The following is a 19,440-nucleotide window of genomic DNA, read 5'->3' on the forward strand; positions in this document are numbered from 1 at the left end:
GCTGCATGACCACAGGTTGGGGATCATTGCTTGCCGAGCTGGCCCCGCTGGCAATGGTGATCGCGCTGTCCCCGCTCTCGATCATCCCCGCGGTGCTCGCCCTGGACACCGCTCGTCCGCGCCCGACCGGACTGGCGTACCTGGCCGGCTGGCTGGTGGGACTCGGGGTGCTCACCTCGGTTTTCGTCGCCGCCTCGGGCCTGGTCGGGTCCTTCGACGAGCCACCGGGTTGGGCGTCCTGGCTGCGGCTGGTGGTGGGCGCCGCGCTGATCGTGTTCGGCGGTTACCGGTTCGCCACCCGGCACAAGTCCGAGCACTCCCCGGCCTGGATGCGCACGCTCGGCGGCCTCACCCCGACCCGCGCGGCGGCGACCGCGGCGGTGCTGGCGGTGGTGAACCCGAAAGTGCTGTTCATCTGCATCGCCGCCGGGCTGGCCATCGGCAGTGCCGGCGTGGGCGTCGAACACGCCTGGCTTGCGGTCCCCTATTTCGTGGTGCTCGCCGCGAGTACCGTCATCCTGCCGATTGTGGCCTACACGATCAGCGGTGAGCGACTGGCCGGACCACTGCGTCGGCTACGGATGTGGATGGAGCACCAGCACGCGACCTTGGTCGCGGCCATTCTGCTTGTGATCGGCATCATGGTGCTGTACAAGGGGATTCACGGGTTGGTTTGATCGGTTGGCCTGATCAGTTTGCGTAGTCCCAGTACTGCAGCCACCGGACCGTCCCGAACAACGACAGCGTCACCAGGTAGATCGTCGCGATCGCCGCTGCGCCGGCCAGATTACTGCGCCAACCCGAGCCCTCCACCGGATCGAGCCAGCGCCGGAACGGTTTTGAGGCCCATGGCATCAGCCACCACTGCATCAGGACGATGCTGGCCACCTGACTCAGCCACAACGCCAGCCACGGGTCCGCTCCCGAGCGATCCAGCTGCGGCCCGAGGAATCGCGACAACAGCATCACCGTCGGGTAGAGCACCAGCAACACCAGCATGGCCGACTTCCAGTTCGGCGTCATCAGCACCCGGCCGCCCTCGGCGCGCACCGTGGTGCCGAACGCAGTGGTGCCCGACACCGAGGCGAAATCACCCCGCAGGCTCGACCGCAAGGAGGGCAGGGCATTCTCCCGTTGCCGCGATGATGTCCACGCGGCCAGCTGCCGGTCGGTGCGGAATCGCAGCACCGACAGCGCTTCCTCCTCGCCCTGCACGAACACCGAGGTGCCCTCGTATCCGCTGAATCCGCTCGCCGCCGCGGTGAGATCGGTTTGGGATTCCAGGAATTCGCCGACCAGGCCCGCCCTGAGCTGATGCCGGAAAGCACTGATTCCGGGTGGCGGTGCCCCCGTCCCGTCGAGCAACAGTGCCGGCGCGGCGGACCGCCAGCCGAGCGCAGCACCGGCACGCATCACTGCTGCGCGTTCGGCGCTGTCCAACCAGACATCGGCCGCGGCGCTGGTGCCGAAGCTCACCGCCAGCGCCGGCTCGAAGGGACCGTCGACCATCGACACCCACGCCGCGACATGGCCGGCTGCGGCCGACGCGGATGCCACCACCGTGTCGGCCCACTCGGCGAACGAGCCGTCGCCACCGTGGTGAAACACCAGAATCGCCGTTGTCTCTTCGATGGTGCACACGGTATCGCGGCAACCTGCCGTGCGTCGGTATTGGTGGCGACTCACCTAAACTCGGCGGACGTGGGACTCGACGATCGCGACGCGCTGCAGACACTGCGCGCCGCCGTCGACCCGAACGGCCCCCATTCGGACGCACTGATCGGCCGCTTCTACACCCGTTGGTTCGCCAGCGACGCGACCGTGCGCGACCTGTTCCCGCCGGATATGGCGCCCCAGCGCCGGGCGTTCAGCCAGGCGCTGGGGTGGCTACTCGGTGAGATGATCGCCCAGCGCGCCGAGGAACCGGTCGCCTTCCTGGCCCAGCTGGGTCGCGATCACCGCAAATACGGTGTGACGCACGCCCATTACGACACCATGCGGGAGGCGCTGCTGGCGACCCTGCGCGGTCATCTGACGTATGTCTGGGACGGCCGGATCGCCGAGGCGACGGTCGACTTCGTGGAATTGGTCATCGGGGTGATGCGCGGTGCTGCCGATGCCGAGCAGGGGCCGCCGTTCTGCGACGGCACCGTCGTCGAGCACATCCGCACGACCCGGGATGTGTCGGTGGTGCGACTGCAACTGGACCAGCGACTGCCGTATCACCCCGGGCAGTACGTCACGGTGCAGGTGCCGCAGTGGCCACGGCGGTGGCGCTATCTGAGCCCGGCGATCCCCGATGACGGCAGCGGGGCCGTCGAGTTCCACATCCGCTCCGTGATCGGTGGCATGGTCAGCCCGGCGATCATCGGGGAGACGACGGTCGGCGACCGGTGGCGGCTGTCGCACCCGCACGGTGGTCTGCACGTCGATCGGGACGCCGGTGACGTGTTGATGGTGGCCGGCAGCACCGGGTTGGCCCCGTTGCGTTCGCTGATCATGGATCTGTGCCGGGAGGCGGACAACCCGCGCGTGCACCTCTTCTTCGGCGGCCGGTACCCCAGCGACCTCTACGATCTGCCGACTCTGTGGCAGATCGCATCAATGAACCCGTGGTTGTCGGTCACCCCGGTATCCGAGTTCTCGTCCGATCCCCCATGGGCCGCCGACTACCCGGATCACGCGCCACCGCGCGGCCTGCATGTACGTCAGACCGGGTTGCTCCCCGAGGTCGTGTCGGGTTACGGCGGCTGGGGGGATCGGCAGATCCTGATCTGCGGCGGGCCACAGATGGTGACCGCCACGAAGGCGGCGCTGATCGCCAAGGGTGCGCCACCGGAGCGCATCCAGCACGATCCGCTCTCGTGAAAGGATCGGTCCATGCCCGAATCCCTGGTGCTGCATGATCCGTCGTCCTCGCTGACCGCGACCTTCGTCCCCGGTGCAGGCATGATCGGCACCTCGCTTGCCGAGGACGGTGTCGAGTTCCTCGGGCAGCGCCGTGGCCTGGACGCGTACATCGCCGAGGGCAAGACCATGGGCATCCCGATCCTGTATCCGTGGGCGAACAGGCTGAGCGGCAAGGACTATGCGGTCGGCACCACGACGGTGCGGTTGGACGGTGCGCCCGGTGTGCGGACCGATCCGCACGGCGCACCGATGCACGGGGTCCTGGCCGCGCACCCCGGATGGCAGGTGCAGCATTCGGCCGATGAGCTGCTCGCGGTGTTGGAGTACACGACCCCGGAGCTGTTGGCGGCGTTCCCGTTTCCGCATGTGCTGACCCAACGGGTGCGGCTGGCAGACCGGACGCTGACCATCACGACGACGGTGGCGCCCGAGCCCGGCGTCGCGGTACCGCTGTGCTTCGGTTATCACCCGTATCTCACGATCCCGGACGTGCCACGGGCCGACTGGGTGTTGAGCACTCCTGGCATGCGGTGGCTGCCGGTCGATGATGCCGGTCTTCCGACCGGTCAACACCAGGTGTGGCCGGCGGCTGCGGAGCCGCTGGCCGACCGCGCGCTCGACGACGGTTTCGACGAGGTGCCCGAGGGGGCGGTGTTCGCCATCGCCGGCGGTGGGCGGCGCATCGAGGTGCGTTTCGGTCGTGGCTATCCGGCGGCTCAGCTGTTCGCACCGCCCGACGCTGACCTGGTCGCCATCGAGCCGATGGCGGCCCCGACCGACGCGTTACGGCGCGGCGGCTACCGGGTGGCCGAGGGCGATCCCGCGGTATTCGAGTTCAGCATCACCGTTCAGGCGGCCGAGATCCTCTCCCGAACCTCGAAATCCAGCCCCAACGCCTCGGCGATGTAGATGTCCTGGGACATCTGGTTGCCGTGCATCCGCACCTCACCGCGCGGGCTGGAGTAGCGCAGGTCGGTCGCCGCCATGGTCATCGACTCGATGCCGAGTGAGCCGGCACGTGAGACCAGCGTCACGAACAATGTCAGTGCCTCGTAACAGGATTCACCGATACTGTTCAGGGCCGGCGCCGCAACCCCGAAATGACCGTAATAGTGGCGGGCGAAATCCATGCTGGCAGTGGTGTTCAGTGCCTCGAAGTATCCGGCGGCGGCGAACAGACCCTCGTTGCTCTCGGGTCCGCTGGCCAGCAGCATGTTCTCCTCGACGTGCGGGCTCAGTCTGGGTACCGCCCGCCCCAGGCCCGCGGCCGCGAATTGGCGGTTGAACGCGACACCGTCGCCACCGACCAACAACAGCAGGACACCGGTGGCCTCGGTCTGTTCGATCTGGCTGATTGCCGCACCGAAATCGTCGGTACCCAGCGGGAAGTACATCTCTGCCAGCAGCGGTTGCCCGGACGCCCTGGCGTGGACCCGCGCCGCCGACCCGGTCTCCCGTGGCCAGACGTAGTCGTTACCGATCACCACCCAGCGATCGATACCGTACTCCGATTTCATCCAGCTCATCGCCGGCAGCAGCTGCTTGGACGGGGTTTCGCCGGTGAGGAAGAGACCGGGCGTGCGCTCGCCACCCTCATACAGCGGACCGTAGACATAGGGCACCCGGCCGGCGGTGACCTCGGCAATCGCCTTGCGCACCGGTGAGATGTGCCAGCCGGTCACCGCATCGACGGCGCCCAGATCGATCAGCGCGGCGATTTCGGCGGCGACGACTGTCGGCGCGCGACTTCCGTCGACGGGGACCAATCGCACCTGTCTGCCGAGTAATCCAGGTCCGGCGTTGATATCAGCGATGGCGAGTTCGGCACAGGCTTCACATGACGGACCGTAGATGCCGGCCGATCCGCTGAACGGCACCACGAGCGCGACGTCGATGGTGTCGCGCCCGATTCGTCCCGATTCGTCGACCATCGCCGCATCTCCGTCCCGCCACTATCCGGGTTCGATCCTCGACCGCTGTCGTTAACGCCGCGTTGCGCAACTGTTGGTTCGATGAAAAGTTGTCCTCAGCGGGAGCAGGGCATCGACAGGTCGCTGACCCGCGCCAGCGTGCGGATCAGATGAACCGCGGTGTCCTCACCGAACTCGTCGATGAGGGCCGATTTGACCAGGCCCTCCTGTCGAACCAACTTGCGCACCTTGGTCTTTCCCCGCGCAGAGAGGTAGATCAGGACCCGCCTGCGATCCATCGCATCGACCCGACGCACCACGAATCCGCCATCGACGAGCTTGTCGACGATCCTGGTCAGGGACGGGGGCGGAATCGTCAGGGCAAGCGCGATATCGCTCATCGTAAATCCGTCGCCGCCGCGCAGCGATCCGAGCACACGCCACCCGTCGATACTGGTGACATCGGCGTCCAGCAGTCCACTCGCCAACGCATCCGACCACCACCGGCCGGCCCGGAACAGGACCTCCGACACGCTGTCGGGACCGGTCGTCGTCGGCACCGCTCCCCCGCTCATCTCTTCCATCTCGAATAATTGGGTTCGTGCAGGATATCCGGCCTCATCACGACCCGCACACTCACGCCGGCTGCGCCATATCGGGGGCTTCGCCGGGCACCGGCCACGCCCGCAGCACGATCTGGGCCAACCATTCCGACGCCACGCCGAAGGCCGCGCCCACCAAGGCCGTCGTCGCGGCGATCAGCGCCGGATTGGAGACACCGGAGGTGGTGATCGGATGCGTGGTCGCCGCAATGGTGCCGACCGTCATCGCGAAGCCGAAGACGATCGCCGGCGTCGCCGACAACCACGGCATGCGCGACACCTGAACCATTGCCAGACTGCCGATCCCGACGGCGACGGCCAGCAGTACCGCACTCTCGGTTCCGTTGACCGCCAGCAGGGTGCACGTCGCGATGGCGATGCCTGTCCAGTTGCACGCCACCGATTTCAACAGCCCACCGATCCCGGACCCGACGAAGAAGAACGACGCCCACGCCAGGAACAACACCCAGACGGGTAGCGGCCAGACGGCGGCGGTCAGCCAGGTCGACAGGGCGCCGAAGATTCCGACACTGATGGACAGCGCAGTGGCCTTGCTCATCGCATGTTCTCCATCAGTGAGCGTGTCCGTGGTCATGGTCATGGTCGTGTTCATGGTCGTGTTCATGGCCTGTGTGCGCCAACCGCTCGCCCTCGACGAGGGCGCGGCGCTCCAGGGTCGAGGCGTCGAAGAAGCCCTTCTGCGCGGCCAGTCGGCAGAACGCCTCCCCGAATTGTCGGTAGTAGACCGCCGGGTCGCAGACATCGCCGAGCCCGGATTCGTCGATCACCGCGATGAGATGTGACTTGAACTCGTCCCACTCGAAGGTTCCTGCCTTGCAGAGGTGTACGACGAGCCCGAACAGCCTGCCCTGCCATGGTGCGTCGAAGATCAGTTCGCCGTTGGATCGGGGCAGTGCCGTCGCACCGTCCTGATCGTCGAATCCGACGATATCGGTGACATCCTGGGTGATGGTCATCTAGCTCTCCTGCCCCGCGGAGACCAGAGCGGTTCCGACCATCGAGTCACGGCTGATCAGATCCACCAGTTCGTCGATCGAGAGCCCCTCTGTGCCCGACGGACGCTGCGGGACAACAAGATAGCGGATTTCGGCGCTGCTGTCCCAGACATCGATGGCGACATCGTCGGGCAGCGTCACCCCGAATTCGGCGAGCACGCTGCGCGGTTCCTTGACCACGCGGGCACGGTACTGGGGATACTTGAACCACGCCGGCGGGATGCCCAGCAGCGTCCACGGGTAGCAGGAGCACAGCGTGCACACCACGATATTGTGCTTTTCCGCGGTGTTCTCGACGGCCACCATGTGTTCGGTCTGCAGCCCGGTGAATCCCATGTCGGCGATCGCAGCGGTGGCATCACGCAGCAGCCATTCCTTGTACTCCGGGTCGGTCCAGGCGCGCGCGACCACCTTGGCGCCGTTGACCGGGCCCATGTCGTTCTCGAAGGACGACACGACGGCGTCGACGGCCTCGTGCTCGGCAAGTCCCTTCTCGACCATGAGCGATTCCAGCGCGTTCACCCGCGCCTCGACATCGGATAGTGAAAGCCAGTCCATGTGTGTTCTCTTCCTTAGAGTTTCGTCAGCTTGCGGGTTCGAGGTAGTCCTCGAACAGGTCTGCGTACAGGTCGAACTTCTCGGCGGCGGCCTCGCCCCACAGTTCGGTCGAGGTGAACCGGACCATGTAGAGCTGGTGGGGGACGTCGGTCTGCTGGTGGGCGCTGGCCGCGGGGTCGTGATAGGCCCCGTACTGCTTGGCGACGACACCGGTGGCGCGATTGAGATACCCCGGCAGCCGGTTGTGGGTGACCTCGTGAATGTTGCGCACCGTCACCGTCGCACCTACCTCATAGGCAGGCGGTGTGTCCGCAGGCAGGTCATGGGGCGTTCCCTTCCACAGCACGTCGACCATCTGTTCGGCGAACGGGGACAACGTCTCCGGCTTTTCCGGATGTGGGTTCATCGACGGCGTACCCAGTTGCTGCATCCGAGCATCGATCTCGTCGTGGGAGATGTATCCCTTGTCGTTGAGCAGCTTCTCCACCGAGAACAACCAGTGTGCGTAGTAGGTCGAATCGGTGTAATCACTCCATCCCATGAGTTCGATGCCGTGCCGCTGCTCGTCGAGATTGAAGGCACCCTTGGCGATCGCCATCGCGGTGACTGCGTGCATCCGGCCTTCGAAGGGATAGCGCCAATTGGGAATGTCCGGTTCGAGGAACACGGGATCGATGGGACCGAGCCCATCCCGTCCGCCGACGTCATGTGGACCGTGCATTTTGTGAGGCACTCCTGTCGATCGGTTCTTCTCCACAACACTTCGAGTTGGAAGTATTCGCCGGTGCGGCGTGGGTCGCAATCTGTCCAGGAATCCGTAACACGGCATTTACCACCGGCCATTCGGAAGTTAAATATGCGTTTCGTGAGCTGTTTTATCCGCCTGTAGCGGTTGCGTCAGGCCGGGTCGGCGGTAACCATCACACACCAGCGGAATAGTTGTTCCGTGGAACTAATAGTCAGGAGAGAGATCCTCATGAGCACTTCACGCACTGCGCGGGCGGCTGCGGTCACCCCCGCCGATGATGCCGCCGTCGGCTCGGCCCTATGGTTGACCGGCACCGTCGCCCTCGCGCTGATCGCGTACTACTTCCTCGGCTATGACCAGGGCGCGGTCTCGGTCTTCGGGTCGGACACCCATGTGCACGAGTTCCTGCACGACGCCCGCCATCTGCTCGGCTTCCCCTGCCACTGAGCGGAATCCGACGATGGAAAAGAGACTCATCGGGCTGGGACTCGGTGCCGGCGCACTCGCCGGCATCCTCACCTACGGCTTCGCCCGCATCCAGATCACGCCACTCATCGATGTGGCAATCGGCATGGAGGGCGCACACACGCACGGGCCCGTCGCGGAGGCGCACGAACACGAACCCGAGGTGTTCAGCAGGGCAATCCAGGAGAATATCGGTGCCGCCGTCGGCTCGGTGATGTCCGCGGTCATCATGGGTGCGCTGTTCGCCGTCGCACTCGCTGTGCTGCTGAGCATGCTGCGCAACAGGCGCCTACCTGCCGATCCGCGCACCGTGGCGGCCCTTACCGCGGCGGGGGCGTTCTGCGTCGTCTCGGCGGTGCCGCTGCTCACCTATCCGGCGAGCCCACCTGGGGTCGGCGACGACGCCACCGTGGGCGCCAGGACCACCGCTTACCTCGTCCTGATCACCGGTTCGGTCGCCATCGCCTGTGCGGCGCTGGCGGTCGGGCTCGCGCTGCGCACACGCATCGGGGGCTGGCCATCGGCAGTGACGGCCGCGGTCGGATACCTGGTGGCGGTGACGCTCCTCGTGTCGGCGCTGCCGTCCTTCGACGAGACACCGCACGGCTTCCCCGCCGACGTCCTCGCCGATTTCCGGCTCGCATCGCTGACCAACCAGGCACTGCTGTGGTTGGTCATCGGAGCCACGTTCGCCTGTCTGTTGCCCCGCGCGCTGCGCACCGTCACCCCAGAGGAGTATCTGCGTGCCCATCGTTGAGTTCAGCCCGACCCCCGATCAGTACGTCTGGACGTTCGGGGGCGCCGATCCGATCATGGAGGTGGCACCGGGAACGGTGCTGAAACTGTGGACCGAGGATGCCTTCGCGGGCCGAGTGACGTCGAGCTCGGACAAGCCGAGTGAGGTGCTCAATCCCAAAGAGCTCAACCCCCAGACCGGCCCGTTCTACGTCACGGGCGCCGAACCGGGTGACACATTGGCTTTGCACATCGTGTCACTGGAGCCGGCGCGTGACTGGGCCGCGTCGACCACCATTCCGTTGTTCGGGGCGCTCACCGGCACCGACCGGACCGCGGGCCTGCAGCCTGCGCTACCCGAGCAGACCTGGATCTACCAGATCGATCGCGCGGAGTCCACCGCGGTCTTCACCGCGCACGAAACCGATTTCACGCTGACGGTGCCGCTCGCTCCGATGCTCGGCACCGTCGGGGTCGCCCCCGCGCTGCGGGAGGTGCGAACGACATTGGTGCCGGACTACTTCGGCGGCAACATGGATACCCCCGAACTGCGCGCCGGCACCACGGTGTATCTCGGGGTGAATGTGGAAGGTGCGCTGTTCTCGGTGGGCGACGGGCACTACCGGCAGGGCGAGGGGGAAACCTGTGGCACCGCGTTGGAGGGCGCGATGAACGTGACGGTACTCGTGGAACTGATCAAGGGCGGCGCACCGGCGTGGCCGCGCCTGGAACACGACGATGCGCTGCTGACGGTCGGGTCGGCACGTCCACTGGAAGATGCGTGGCGCTGCTCGCAGGTGGAGATGGTCCGTTGGCTGACCGAACTGTATGACCTCGCCACCATGGACGCCTACCAGCTGTGTTCGCAGCTGTGTCTTTCACCCCTGGCCAACGTCGTCGACGTGAACTACAGCGCGGTGACGAAGATTCACAAATCGCTTCTGCCACAAGCCGATCCGTACAGCGGCACGCATGCCCGCATGCGTGCCGCTGTTGGTCAGCTTGACTGACGCTTCCCGCGGGGTTGCCACAGCACCAGCGCGGTGCTGGGCTTGCGCAACCGGTCTACCTCGGCGGTCAGCTCGGCAACGCGGCTCTGGAGGGCCTCGACCTGGTTGGTCAGTTCGATGATCCGTTTGATACCGGCCAGGTTGACGCCCTCGTCCTGGGAGAGCCGTTGCACCTCGCGGAGCAGGTCGACGTCGTGCTGTGAATAACGTCGACCTCCTCCGGAGCTGCGCTGCGGTTTGACCAGACCGAGTCGGTCATAGGTGCGCAGGGTCTGCGCGTGCATACCGGCCAGCTCGGCGGCCACCGAGATGAGGAAGGTCCTGGCGTCCTCTTGGCGGCTCATGACAGATTTCCTGCCCAACCCGCCCTGGGGTCGAATCCGGTGGCCCGCTCGGCCTTTGCATAGTTCTCCAGCGCCTCGGCCGCCTCACCCTCCAGATTGGGCGGCACGGCGACCTTCACGGTGACCAGCAGGTCGCCGTGACCGCCGGAGCGTTTGGGCACCCCGCGTCCACGCACCCGCAGGATCCGGCCGTCGGAGGTGCCCTTGGGCACCCGCACTCCGACCTTGCCCTCCAAGGTGGGCACCGAAAGTGTTGTCCCCAGTGCCAATTCGTGGAAGGACACCGGAACGGTGACGGTCAGGTCGTCACCGTCGCGACCGAACACCTTGTCGGCGCGGACGTGCACGGTGACATACAGATCACCCGACGGTGCGCCGCGCAGGCCCGCTTCACCCTGACCGGCCAGCCTGATTCGCTGTCCGTCCTCGACGCCCGGTGGGATGCGGACGTTGATGGTGCGGGTCCTGGTGGTGACACCGGTGCCCTTGCACTCGTCACACGGGTGCTCGATGATCGACCCGCTGCCACGACATTCGGTGCACGGCTCGGAGAAGCCGAACGCGCCCTGGTTGCGGTTGACCACCCCGGCGCCGTTACAGCTGGGACACACCTTCGGGCTGGTGCCCGGACGCGCGCCGCTGCCATGGCAATTGGTGCACGGGGCCGGGCTGGTGAGCCGCAACGGCATCGCCACGCCCTTGGTGGCCTCCAGGAACGAGAGCTCGGTTTCGGTCTCCAGGTCGTTACCGCGCCGGGGGCGGCTCGGCCGGGGCTGTTGAGCACCCCGGCCGAACAACCCGCCGAACAGATCACCGATATTGGCACCGCCGGCCTGCCCGGCCTGGTCGAACAGGTCGCCCAGGTTGAATTCCACTCCGTCACCGGAGAAACCGCCGAAGCCACCACCGGCGCCGCCGGGTCGGCGGCCGAAGCCACCGCTGGCGAACAGCCGACGGGTCTCGTCGTACTCCTTGCGTTTGGCGTCGTCGGTCAGGACTTCCTTGGCTTCGGAGGCGGCCTTGTACCGCTCCTCTGCGGCGGAGTCACCGGGATTCCGGTCCGGGTGGTTCTCGGCCAGGATCTTGCGGGCGGCCCGCTTGATCTCGTCCTTGCCGGCGTCAGAGGTGACACCGAGCTCCTTGTAGAAGTCCTTCTCGACCCATTCACGTTGGGCCATCCGTCACCTCCTTCGCTGGCTAGTCTTCTGATTGTGCAGGTTGGGCATTGCCGGAGTCAGCATTCTCGACCGTGTCGACCACTCCGACCATTGCGTGGCGCACCACCACGTCACCGACCTTGTATCCGCGACGCATGACGGTGCCGACCACCGGGGCCGACCCATCACCCTCGTGCTGGACCGCTTCGTGCAGCGACGGGTCGAAGGCATCGCCCTCGGCCCCGAAGCTGCTCAATCCGAGTCCCTCCAAGGTGGTGACCAGTTTCTCCGAAACCGCCTTGAGCGGACCGGATTCCAGGTCACCGTGGCTGCGGGCGCGTTCCAGATCGTCGAGAATGCCCAGCAGCTGGGTGATGACGCCGGCCTTGGCCCGGTCGGCGGTGACCTGCTGATCGCGCAACGCCCGCTTGCGGTAGTTGGCGAATTCGGCCTGCACCCGTTGCAGATCGGCGGTCAGTTCGGCGACCTTCTCGTCGGCGGCTCCGGGGCCACCGGCGGCTTCGGCGGGCGCCGAGCCCTCAGGATCGTCCTGAGGGTTTGGCTCCTGCTCGCGAACTTCGCCGGTGTCCGGATCGATACGCCGTTTGTCGGTGATGGTCACCGGCTCTTCATGCGAATCGGCCTGGCTCACTTGCGCTCCTGGTCATCCTCGACAACCTCGGCGTCCACGACGTTGTCATCGGCTTGCTGGGAACCCGCGTCGCCGCCGGCACCCTGCTCTGCCTGGGTGGCCTCGTAGATGGCCTGGCCCAGAGCCTGGCTTTCGGTGCCCAGCTTCTCCATCGCGGACTTGATGGCCGCGATATCGGTACCGGCGAGTGCGGTCTTGGCCTCCGCGATCGCGGAATCGACCTTGGCCAGGGTGTCCTCGGGAACCTTGGATCCGCCCTCGGCACTGCGCTGCTCGGCGACGAACTTCTCCGTCTGGTAGACCAGCGACTCGGCCTGGTTGCGGACGTCGGCCTCCTCGCGACGCTGACGGTCCTCGTCGGCGTGCGCCTCGGCATCCTTGATCATCCGGTCGATCTCCTCCTTGGAAAGGCCGGAGCCCTCCTGGATCTTGATCGTGTTCTCCTTGCCGGTGCCCTTGTCCTTGGCGGTGACGTGCACGATGCCGTTGGCGTCGATGTCGAAGGTGACCTCGATCTGCGGCACGCCGCGCGGGGCCGGCGGGATACCGGTCAGCTCGAAGGAGCCCAGCAGCTTGTTGTGCGAGGCGATCTCGCGCTCACCCTGGAACACCTGGATCTGCACCGAGGGCTGATTGTCATCGGCCGTGGTGAAGGTCTCGCTGCGCTTGGTCGGGATGGTGGTGTTGCGCTCGATCAGCTTGGTCATCACGCCACCCTTGGTTTCGATACCGAGGGACAGCGGGGTGACGTCAAGCAGCAGAACGTCTTTCACCTCACCCTTGAGCACACCGGCCTGCAGCGCGGCACCCGCGGCGACAACCTCGTCGGGGTTGACGCCCTTGTTGGGCTCCTTGCCGCCGGTGAGTTCCTTGACCAGATCGGTGACCGCGGGCATCCGGGTGGAACCACCCACCAGCACGACATGGTCGATCTCGCCGACCGAGATACCGGCGTCCTTGATCACCTGCTGGAACGGCGCACGAGTGCGGTCCAGCAGATCCTGGGTGATGCGCTGGAACTCGGCGCGGGTGAGCTGCTCGTCGAGGAACAGCGGGTTCTTGTCGGCGTCGACGGTGATGTAGGGCAGGTTGATCGACGTGCTCTGTCCGGAGCTCAGCTCGATCTTGGCCTTCTCGGCGGCTTCGCGGAGCCGCTGCATGGCCATCTTGTCCTTGGTCAGGTCGATGCCACTGGTGCTCTTGAACTTGTCGACCAGCCATTCGACGATCCGGTCGTCCCAGTCGTCGCCACCGAGGTGGTTGTCACCGGAGGTGGCGCGCACCTCGACGACACCGTCACCGATCTCCAGCAGGGACACGTCGAACGTGCCGCCGCCGAGGTCGAAGACCAGGATGGTCTGTTCCTTCTGGCCCTTGTCCAGACCGTAGGCCAAGGCGGCCGCGGTGGGCTCGTTGACGATGCGCAGGACGTTGAGGCCGGCGATCTGGCCGGCTTCCTTGGTGGCCTGCCGCTCGGCGTCGTTGAAGTACGCGGGCACCGTGATGACGGCGTCGGTGATGTCCTCACCGAGGTAGGCCTCGGCGTCGCGCTTGAGCTTCTGCAGCGTGCGCGCGCTGATCTCCTGCGGGGTGTAGTCCTTGCCGTCGATGGCGACGGTCCAGTCCTTACCCATGTGCCGCTTCACCGAGCGGATGGTGCGGTCGACGTTGGTGACCGCTTGGTTCTTGGCGGGCTGGCCGACCAACACCTCGCCGTTGCGCGCGAACGCGACGACCGACGGGGTGGTCCGGGAGCCCTCTGAGTTGGCGACGACGACCGGGTCGCCACCCTCCAGCACTGCGACGACGGAGTTGGTGGTCCCGAGGTCGATACCGACCGCACGAGCCATAGTTCATTGCCTCCTGTTTGGCTTGAATAGGATCTGAGTGAACCTCACTCAAGCCTGCACCCGACCGGTTCACCCTGTCAAGTAGAAGTTGAGCCCGATTCACTCAAGTTGTTGTCGAATTGGTCAACGTCACCGTCGTCGCGATTTGTTCCCGGACGCTCCCACCTCGCCGAAAGTGACGGTGCGGTCGTCACAGATGCGTCCTGAGCAGCCGAAACGTCACTGTCGACGAGAGCGCAGGAACTCGCGCAGCACGCGGAGGAACTCGGCGGGCTGGTCATAGGTCACGATGTGGCCCGCCCCCGCGATGGTCACCAACTGCGAATCCGACGTCCGAGCGTGCGCCTCGTCCAGCACGTCGGCGCCGACCAACGGATCGTCGCTGCCGCGAATCCACAGCGTCGGGACGGTAAGGCGGTGCAGCTCGGGAGTCAGATACACCCGCATCGCCCGCGGCCCGTAGGCATGGACCTGCCAGTCGTCGAGTGCCCGCTCGCCGTGCCGGTTCTTCGCCACGGCCTCCTCGACCGCGGACCCGACGATTCGGTCGAAGCCCGGCGTATCCGCACCCGCGGTCAGGGTGGCCGCCAGCGACGACCGGACCAGTCCGGGAAACCTGGCCAGCAGCCAGCTGCTCGCCCTCAGCAAGCCCGGCGTCCGGGTGGCCGCCCACGTCAGTAGTTGGTAGGGCCGGACCGCGTCGAGTCCGCCCGGACCGATCGCGACCAGGGCATCGACGCGGTCGGGGTGCTCTAGCGCGAAGCCGGTGGCCACCCCGCCGCCGAGCGACAGACCGATCAACCCCACCCGATCCAGCCCGAGCTCGTCGAGCAGTTCCCCCAGGAATCGGCGGTAGAACCGGTCGTCGAGCATGCCGCGCCACGGTCGGCTGCCGCCGTGCCGCGGCAGGTCGACGACGTACAGGCGGTGGTCGCGGGCCAGGTCGGCGGTGACGTCGTGCCACACCCCCAGGCCGGTATCCAGCATCGCTCCATGCAGGAGCAGCAGCGCCGGGCCGGTGTCACCGGCCAGGTACACCCGCACCGGACCGCCGCTGACCGCGATGTCGACATGCCTCATCTAGAGCGTCTCCAACTGCCGCAGCTGCGCGTCCAAGCGGTCCAGCAGCACGATCTGCGCCTGTCGGGCAGCCTCGGGGTCGACCGGGCCGCCGGTGGCCAAGCCCCGCCCGACCAGATCTGCGAAGGTCGCGACGGTATCGCGCAGCTGGTCGTCGGTGGTAGCGGGCCCATTCAGCAGACCGATGGTGAACACGCCGAGCATCCGCACCACGGGGTCGACGGCCATCCGGGGGTCGATCAGGCCGCAGCTCTGCAGGGCGACCACATAGTCGGCCAGCCACGTGAAGCGTTGTGCGTAGCGATCGTCGGAGACGCCGCGCACATGGTCGCCGAGGACGGCCGCGTCGCCGAGATACAGGGCACGCATCAGTGGATCGGCCAGGATCGCCTCGACTGCGAATAGGTACGCCGTCGGCAGGTCGACCAGGCCGTCGGCCTCGAGCACGCGGGTGCGCATACCGGCGGTCAGCGCACGCATACGCCCGGTCAGCACGGCGGACAGGATGGCCGGTTTGTCCGGGAATTCGAGATAGATCGCGCCCTTGCCGATTCCCGCGCGGGCGGCGATCTCGGCGATCGTGGTGCCCGACCAGCCCTGGGTCAGCGCCAGCTCATGCGCCGCCGCGAGGACACGCTCGCGACGGTCGGGGACACGCGGACGGGGCAAAGCCGCACCTTTCGTAGTGACCAGCTATTGATATCCGGTCACTACAACGGTACCTCAGGTCACCGATGCCGCGGGCTCTTCTCGCGTGGCGGTCCGGGATGTGCAGCCGGCGAGCAACACGGCCACCGCGACCGGCAATGACAACATCGCTTTGCTCGTGCCGCCATCCATGGCAACGGTGCGGCTACCGATCCCAATTCACGACGGCACCTGCCACGGATATCGGCGCAGCCGGTAACCTGCGGTATCCGTTGCGCGCAATTGGGGGTTCGGTCACAGGTGAGAGAGCAGATTCCGCATCACGACCCGGTGCAGGTCCCGGTCGACGTGCCGCCTGCACACGTGATCGACAGCGAACCCGAGCCGCCGGAGATCCCCGAACTTCCCGAGCCCGACGAGCAGCCCCAGCCTGCCGAGGGAGTCGTCACCGACAAGGCGCCGGTCAAGCGCAACGGTTTCAACCGGCGCGGGTTCCGCTTCTCTACCCCCCTGGGCGATATCGCGATCGCTGTGCGCACCCCGAAACAACAGCCGGTGGTGCCGAAATGGTTCGACCCGCTGGGGCTCACCGACCGTGCCGTGGATGCGGCCAAGACGGGTCTCAAGCTCGCCGCGTGGGGTGAGGAGCAGGTCGTCACCTACGTCAAGAACCGCCTGGACGCCGTCGAGCCCACCCCGCGACCGCTGCCGCAACCCGAGGCCTCCCCGCACGACTCGCTGCACACCAAACTGGGTCGCCTACTGGACCGCGCCTTGGACCAGAGCACCGCCGGCAGCCAACAGGAGCTCTACCACCGTCTGCTGGACCAGTTGGTGGCCGACGAGGCCCGCATCATCGGCGCGCTGTCAGACGGGACATCCTCGCCGCTGGTCAACATCTACAGCCGGTCGCGCAACCAGGTCGTCCTGCAGAATGCGTGCCTCATCGGACGCACCGCGAATGTCGCACTTCCCCATATGGTCCCGCAGTACGTCGATCATCTGCTATCCCTTGGTCTTGTCGAGACCGGTCCGGAGGACCCGTCCAAGAAAGCCGATTACGAGGTGCTGATGGCCGAACCGATGGTGCTCAAGGCGGTGAAGGGTGCATCGAAGGGTCCGCTGATCGCCAGGACGGAGAAGCTCTCGCTGAGCCTCTCCACGCTCGGCATGGGCCTGTGGGCGGCTGCCGTCGCCGATGGCTAACGAGACCCTGCTCGCCATCCAGTCCTGGCGGGAGATCACCGCCGACTTCGAGGTCAACTGGTTCATCTATCTGTCGATGCCGTTCGTGGCCGCCTTCGTCGGCTGGAGCACCAAGATCGTCGCGGTCGAAATGCTCTACCGGCCAATGGAATTCCGCGGAATCGGCCCGTTCGGTTGGCAAGGTATCGTCCCGCGTCGGGCAGGCAAGGTCGGCTCCAAGACCATCGAACTACTCACCCAGAACCTCCTCAAACCCGAGGAGCTGCTCGAACGCGTCGATGCCAGAGAAGCGGTCGAGGCACTGCGTGAACCACTCACCGAGGCCATCGACGAGGTGTCCCGCGAGGTCGCCGAGCAGATCCGGCCCGGCCTGTGGGACGCCCTGCCCGACCCGGCCCGACGCGCCATCCAGAAGCGCATCCAGGACGAGACCCCCCGCGTCGTCGAATCGCTGCTCAACGAGATGCGGGCCGATCTGCCGCGTTTCGTCGACATCCAGTTCCTCGCCGTCACCACGCTGGTGCGTAACAAGGACAAGCTCAACAAGCTGATGCGTGGGATGGGCGATGACGCAATGGCGTTCGTCCGGCGCAGCGGCATCTACTTCGGCCTTGTCATCGGTGTCGTGCAGATGATCGCCTGGGCACTGTTCCAGAACCCGTGGATCATGCCGGCCTTCGGTTTCGGCGTCGGCTTCATCAGCGACTACATCGCGTTGAACATGCTGTTCCGGCCGATCGAACCGAAAAAGTACCTGGGCTTCATCCCTTTCCAGGGACTGCTGCACGCCCAGCGTGACAAGGTCACCCGCGATTACGCCAGGATCCTGGCCGATGATCTGTTCTCCCCGGAGATCCTGTTCGACGGGGTGTTGCGCGGCCCCGGCGCGGACAAGTTGTTCAGCCTGGTCGGCAAGGAGGTCAGCGCGGCGATCGACGCCCAGACCGGAGTGGCCACGCCCCTGGTCAAGCTGGCCGTCGGCACCCAGCGCTACAACGCCCTGAAGGACAGCCTGGTCCAGGTCGTGTTGGAGCGGCTGCCCACCACACTGGTGGAGGCGCAGGACTACGCCATGAAGACCCTTGATCTGGAGAACACCATCATCGAGAAGATGGGCCAGCTCAGCAATGAGGAGTACGAGTCCATCCTGCGGCCGGTGTTCAAGGACGACGAGCCGACGATGATCGCCGTCGGGGCCATCCTCGGCGGTGTCGTCGGTGAACTCCAGGTGGTGTTGATCGAGAACTTCGGCAACGAGCCTGCCGCGGTGAGCGCACTACCCCAGCTCGTCCGGCACGCCCTGCACCTGTAATCGCGCCACGACGGTAGCCTCGCAGGTGTGACGGGTGGGGCGAAACGGACAGCGCTGTGGTTCGGCAGCGGCGGCATCGCTCTGGCGCTGCTGATCGGCGGGTGTTCGGACAGCACCGACGGCCGCCCGGTCGGCGCCGGACCCACAGTCACCGAACCGGACTTCCCCACCTCGCGCCCGGACCGCACCACCACCACGCCCACCCAGTCGCCCATCACCCCGGCCCCGGCCCCGCCGCCGGTCACCGTGCCGCCGGGCGGAGAGAACCTGGCCCCGCAGAACGGCTACGTATACATCGAGACGAAATCGGGCCAGACGCGTTGCCAGATCTCCGACCGGGCAGTTGGCTGTGAGGCCGAGTTCGAGAACTCCCCGGAGGTCGACGGTTTCCCCGCCAACGGGGTCAACATCACCGCAGCGGGGGAAGTCACCTGGCTGACGGGAAATCTCGGCGACATCCCGACGGTGCAACTGGACTACCGCACCTACACCGCGCTCGGCTGGACGATCGTCGCCACCGAGGACGGCACCCGTTTCACCAACGACGGAACCGGGCATGGGATGTTCGTCCGGATCGAGGGTGTGGAGACGTACTGATGAACGGCCGACCGCTATGACCATTGCCCGCAGAGAACGGGCCGCACTGGTGGACACCATGCGTGCCGCCGGCCCCGATGCGCCGACCCTGTGCGAGGGCTGGACCACCCGAGACCTCGCCGCCCATCTGGTCGTGCGGGAACGCCGCCTCGATGCCGCCCCCGGGATCCTGGTCCCGCAGTTGGCCGATTACACAGCCCGAGTCCAGGACCAGGTGACCGCCTCCACGGACTGGTCCGACCTGATCAGCCAGGTCGCCGCGGGACCGCCGCTGTACTCGCCGTTCAAACTGCTCGACCCGCTGATCAACGTCGCCGAGATGTTCATCCACCACGAGGATGTGCGTCGCGCTGCAAAGACCTGGGAGCCAAGGGTTCTCGATGAGGCAACGACGGCCGCGCTGCGAAAGCAGGTCCGCTCGTTCGCCAAGATGACGCTGGCCAAGTCGCCGGCGAAGGTGTCACTGGCCACGCCCGACGGGACCGTACTGACGACCGCGGGCAAGGGCGCCCCGGTGACCGTGACCGGTGAGCCCGGGGAATTGCTGCTGTTCGCCGCCGGCCGCGAACCCGTGCGGGTGGAGTTCACCGGCGACGCCGACACCATCGCCGCCGTGAAAGCCGGCAGCCGCGGACTCTAG

General features: G+C 66.4%; 23 protein-coding genes. 10 read left to right on the plus strand and 13 right to left on the minus strand.

Going from position 1 to position 19,440, the window contains the following annotated elements; all coding sequences use genetic code 11:
- Positions 1–5 precede the first annotated feature (5 nt).
- Positions 6–677, plus strand: coding sequence for a GAP family protein (locus tag IC40_RS0122595; protein WP_030136945.1), 672 nt, complete (start codon positions 6–8; stop codon positions 675–677).
- Positions 678–690: 13 nt separating this feature from the next.
- Here the strand turns inward: IC40_RS0122595 and IC40_RS0122600 are convergent, their stop codons facing one another.
- On the minus strand, positions 691–1,641 hold the full coding sequence (locus tag IC40_RS0122600; RefSeq protein ID WP_110783256.1) for a putative antibiotic biosynthesis monooxygenase: 951 nt from the start codon (positions 1,639–1,641) through the stop codon (positions 691–693).
- Between the two features lie 60 nt (positions 1,642–1,701).
- Here IC40_RS0122600 and IC40_RS0122605 point away from each other — a divergent pair, with 60 nt between their 5' ends.
- Positions 1,702–2,868, plus strand: a complete 1,167-nt coding sequence (locus IC40_RS0122605; protein ID WP_030136947.1) for an FAD-binding oxidoreductase — start codon at positions 1,702–1,704, stop codon at positions 2,866–2,868.
- Between the two features lie 12 nt (positions 2,869–2,880).
- Positions 2,881–3,819 (plus strand): aldose 1-epimerase, encoded by a 939-nt coding sequence (locus IC40_RS0122610; protein WP_030136948.1) that lies wholly within the window; start codon positions 2,881–2,883, stop codon positions 3,817–3,819.
- Here the strand turns inward: IC40_RS0122610 and IC40_RS0122615 are convergent.
- The 6 genes from IC40_RS0122615 to nthB form a co-directional block, all read right to left on the minus strand.
- Complete coding sequence (locus tag IC40_RS0122615) at positions 3,759–4,841, minus strand: substrate-binding domain-containing protein (RefSeq protein ID WP_030136949.1); 1,083 nt, start codon at positions 4,839–4,841, stop codon at positions 3,759–3,761. The two genes, IC40_RS0122610 and IC40_RS0122615, sit on opposite strands and share 61 nt — an antisense overlap.
- Positions 4,842–4,936: 95 nt before the next feature.
- A complete protein-coding gene (locus IC40_RS0122620) occupies positions 4,937–5,395 on the minus strand; it encodes a MarR family winged helix-turn-helix transcriptional regulator (RefSeq protein WP_030136950.1) in 459 nt (152 codons plus the stop codon).
- A gap of 61 nt (positions 5,396–5,456) precedes the next feature.
- A complete protein-coding gene (locus IC40_RS0122625; protein WP_030136951.1) occupies positions 5,457–5,981 on the minus strand; it encodes a DUF1097 domain-containing protein in 525 nt (174 codons plus the stop codon).
- 13 nt (positions 5,982–5,994) lie between these two features.
- Positions 5,995–6,399 carry a nitrile hydratase accessory protein gene (locus IC40_RS0122630; RefSeq protein ID WP_030136952.1) on the minus strand — a complete coding sequence of 135 codons (405 nt, stop codon included), beginning with the start codon at positions 6,397–6,399 and terminating at the stop codon, positions 5,995–5,997.
- On the minus strand, positions 6,400–6,996 hold the full coding sequence (nthA, locus tag IC40_RS0122635; protein WP_030136953.1) for a nitrile hydratase subunit alpha: 597 nt from the start codon (positions 6,994–6,996) through the stop codon (positions 6,400–6,402). It abuts the gene before it with no gap.
- A gap of 25 nt (positions 6,997–7,021) precedes the next feature.
- Complete coding sequence (nthB, locus tag IC40_RS0122640) at positions 7,022–7,717, minus strand: nitrile hydratase subunit beta (RefSeq protein ID WP_030136954.1); 696 nt, start codon at positions 7,715–7,717, stop codon at positions 7,022–7,024.
- Between the two features lie 255 nt (positions 7,718–7,972).
- Here nthB and IC40_RS0122645 point away from each other — a divergent pair, with 255 nt between their 5' ends.
- The 3 genes from IC40_RS0122645 to IC40_RS0122655 are packed head-to-tail and all read left to right on the plus strand — an operon-like array spanning position 7,973 to position 9,954.
- On the plus strand, positions 7,973–8,191 hold the full coding sequence (locus IC40_RS0122645; protein ID WP_030136955.1) for a CbtB domain-containing protein: 219 nt from the start codon (positions 7,973–7,975) through the stop codon (positions 8,189–8,191).
- 13 nt (positions 8,192–8,204) lie between these two features.
- The gene (locus IC40_RS0122650; protein ID WP_030136956.1) at positions 8,205–8,966 is read left to right on the plus strand and encodes a CbtA family protein; all 762 of its coding nucleotides are present in this window, start codon (positions 8,205–8,207) and stop codon (positions 8,964–8,966) included.
- A complete protein-coding gene (locus IC40_RS0122655) occupies positions 8,953–9,954 on the plus strand; it encodes an acetamidase/formamidase family protein (protein WP_030136957.1) in 1,002 nt (333 codons plus the stop codon). The genes IC40_RS0122650 and IC40_RS0122655 overlap by 14 nt, the downstream gene beginning before the upstream one ends.
- On the opposite strand, the gene IC40_RS0122660 is transcribed toward IC40_RS0122655, so the two are convergent.
- The 6 genes from IC40_RS0122660 to IC40_RS0122685 form a co-directional block, all read right to left on the minus strand.
- Positions 9,942–10,298: a heat shock protein transcriptional repressor HspR gene (locus tag IC40_RS0122660; protein ID WP_019512839.1), complete on the minus strand. Its 357-nt coding sequence runs from the start codon at positions 10,296–10,298 to the stop codon at positions 9,942–9,944. The two genes, IC40_RS0122655 and IC40_RS0122660, sit on opposite strands and share 13 nt — an antisense overlap.
- On the minus strand, positions 10,295–11,476 hold the full coding sequence (dnaJ, locus tag IC40_RS0122665; RefSeq protein ID WP_030136958.1) for a molecular chaperone DnaJ: 1,182 nt from the start codon (positions 11,474–11,476) through the stop codon (positions 10,295–10,297). The genes IC40_RS0122660 and dnaJ overlap by 4 nt, the downstream gene beginning before the upstream one ends.
- Before the next feature lie 19 nt (positions 11,477–11,495).
- Positions 11,496–12,107, minus strand: a complete 612-nt coding sequence (grpE, locus tag IC40_RS0122670; RefSeq protein ID WP_030136959.1) for a nucleotide exchange factor GrpE — start codon at positions 12,105–12,107, stop codon at positions 11,496–11,498.
- Positions 12,104–13,957, minus strand: coding sequence for a molecular chaperone DnaK (gene dnaK / locus IC40_RS0122675; protein ID WP_030136960.1), 1,854 nt, complete (start codon positions 13,955–13,957; stop codon positions 12,104–12,106). The genes grpE and dnaK overlap by 4 nt, the downstream gene beginning before the upstream one ends.
- Before the next feature lie 219 nt (positions 13,958–14,176).
- Positions 14,177–15,037, minus strand: a complete 861-nt coding sequence (locus IC40_RS0122680; RefSeq protein WP_030136961.1) for an alpha/beta fold hydrolase — start codon at positions 15,035–15,037, stop codon at positions 14,177–14,179.
- Positions 15,038–15,706: a TetR/AcrR family transcriptional regulator gene (locus IC40_RS0122685; RefSeq protein WP_030136962.1), complete on the minus strand. Its 669-nt coding sequence runs from the start codon at positions 15,704–15,706 to the stop codon at positions 15,038–15,040. It abuts the gene before it with no gap.
- Between the two features lie 279 nt (positions 15,707–15,985).
- On the opposite strand from IC40_RS0122685, the gene IC40_RS0122695 reads away from it, so the two are divergent.
- Genes IC40_RS0122695 through IC40_RS0122710 form a run of 4 tightly spaced genes read left to right on the plus strand, consistent with a single transcriptional unit; the run spans position 15,986 to position 19,440 of the window.
- Positions 15,986–16,891, plus strand: coding sequence for an Abi-alpha family protein (locus IC40_RS0122695; RefSeq protein WP_308193906.1), 906 nt, complete (start codon positions 15,986–15,988; stop codon positions 16,889–16,891).
- Entirely contained in the window at positions 16,884–18,203 is a 1,320-nt protein-coding gene (locus tag IC40_RS0122700; RefSeq protein ID WP_030136964.1) for a DUF445 family protein, read from the plus strand. The genes IC40_RS0122695 and IC40_RS0122700 overlap by 8 nt, the downstream gene beginning before the upstream one ends.
- A 27-nt stretch (positions 18,204–18,230) precedes the next feature.
- Positions 18,231–18,800, plus strand: a complete 570-nt coding sequence (locus IC40_RS0122705) for a hypothetical protein (RefSeq protein WP_030136965.1) — start codon at positions 18,231–18,233, stop codon at positions 18,798–18,800.
- A gap of 16 nt (positions 18,801–18,816) precedes the next feature.
- Entirely contained in the window at positions 18,817–19,440 is a 624-nt protein-coding gene (locus IC40_RS0122710; protein ID WP_030136966.1) for a TIGR03085 family metal-binding protein, read from the plus strand.

It is taken from the genome of Mycolicibacterium neoaurum ATCC 25795 (assembly GCF_000691525.1).
Lineage (GTDB): Bacteria > Actinomycetota > Actinomycetes > Mycobacteriales > Mycobacteriaceae > Mycobacterium > Mycobacterium neoaurum.

What these genes read in the sequence shown, in the direction of transcription:
- IC40_RS0122595 (WP_030136945.1), top strand. Translation starts at nt 6, where the DNA reads ATGACCACAGGTTGGGGATCATTGCTTGCCGAGCTGGCCCCGCTGGCA.
- IC40_RS0122610 (WP_030136948.1), top strand. Translation starts at nt 2,881, where the DNA reads ATGCCCGAATCCCTGGTGCTGCATGATCCGTCGTCCTCGCTGACCGCG.
- IC40_RS0122615 (WP_030136949.1), bottom strand. Translation starts at nt 4,841, where the DNA reads ATGGTCGACGAATCGGGACGAATCGGGCGCGACACCATCGACGTCGCG.
- IC40_RS0122620 (WP_030136950.1), bottom strand. Translation starts at nt 5,395, where the DNA reads ATGAGCGGGGGAGCGGTGCCGACGACGACCGGTCCCGACAGCGTGTCG.
- IC40_RS0122625 (WP_030136951.1), bottom strand. Translation starts at nt 5,981, where the DNA reads ATGAGCAAGGCCACTGCGCTGTCCATCAGTGTCGGAATCTTCGGCGCC.
- IC40_RS0122630 (WP_030136952.1), bottom strand. Translation starts at nt 6,399, where the DNA reads ATGACCATCACCCAGGATGTCACCGATATCGTCGGATTCGACGATCAG.
- nthA (WP_030136953.1), bottom strand. Translation starts at nt 6,996, where the DNA reads ATGGACTGGCTTTCACTATCCGATGTCGAGGCGCGGGTGAACGCGCTG.
- nthB (WP_030136954.1), bottom strand. Translation starts at nt 7,717, where the DNA reads ATGCACGGTCCACATGACGTCGGCGGACGGGATGGGCTCGGTCCCATC.
- IC40_RS0122645 (WP_030136955.1), top strand. Translation starts at nt 7,973, where the DNA reads ATGAGCACTTCACGCACTGCGCGGGCGGCTGCGGTCACCCCCGCCGAT.
- IC40_RS0122650 (WP_030136956.1), top strand. Translation starts at nt 8,205, where the DNA reads ATGGAAAAGAGACTCATCGGGCTGGGACTCGGTGCCGGCGCACTCGCC.
- IC40_RS0122660 (WP_019512839.1), bottom strand. Translation starts at nt 10,298, where the DNA reads ATGAGCCGCCAAGAGGACGCCAGGACCTTCCTCATCTCGGTGGCCGCC.
- dnaJ (WP_030136958.1), bottom strand. Translation starts at nt 11,476, where the DNA reads ATGGCCCAACGTGAATGGGTCGAGAAGGACTTCTACAAGGAGCTCGGT.
- dnaK (WP_030136960.1), bottom strand. Translation starts at nt 13,957, where the DNA reads ATGGCTCGTGCGGTCGGTATCGACCTCGGGACCACCAACTCCGTCGTC.
- IC40_RS0122680 (WP_030136961.1), bottom strand. Translation starts at nt 15,037, where the DNA reads ATGAGGCATGTCGACATCGCGGTCAGCGGCGGTCCGGTGCGGGTGTAC.
- IC40_RS0122700 (WP_030136964.1), top strand. Translation starts at nt 16,884, where the DNA reads ATGGCTAACGAGACCCTGCTCGCCATCCAGTCCTGGCGGGAGATCACC.
- IC40_RS0122710 (WP_030136966.1), top strand. Translation starts at nt 18,817, where the DNA reads ATGACCATTGCCCGCAGAGAACGGGCCGCACTGGTGGACACCATGCGT.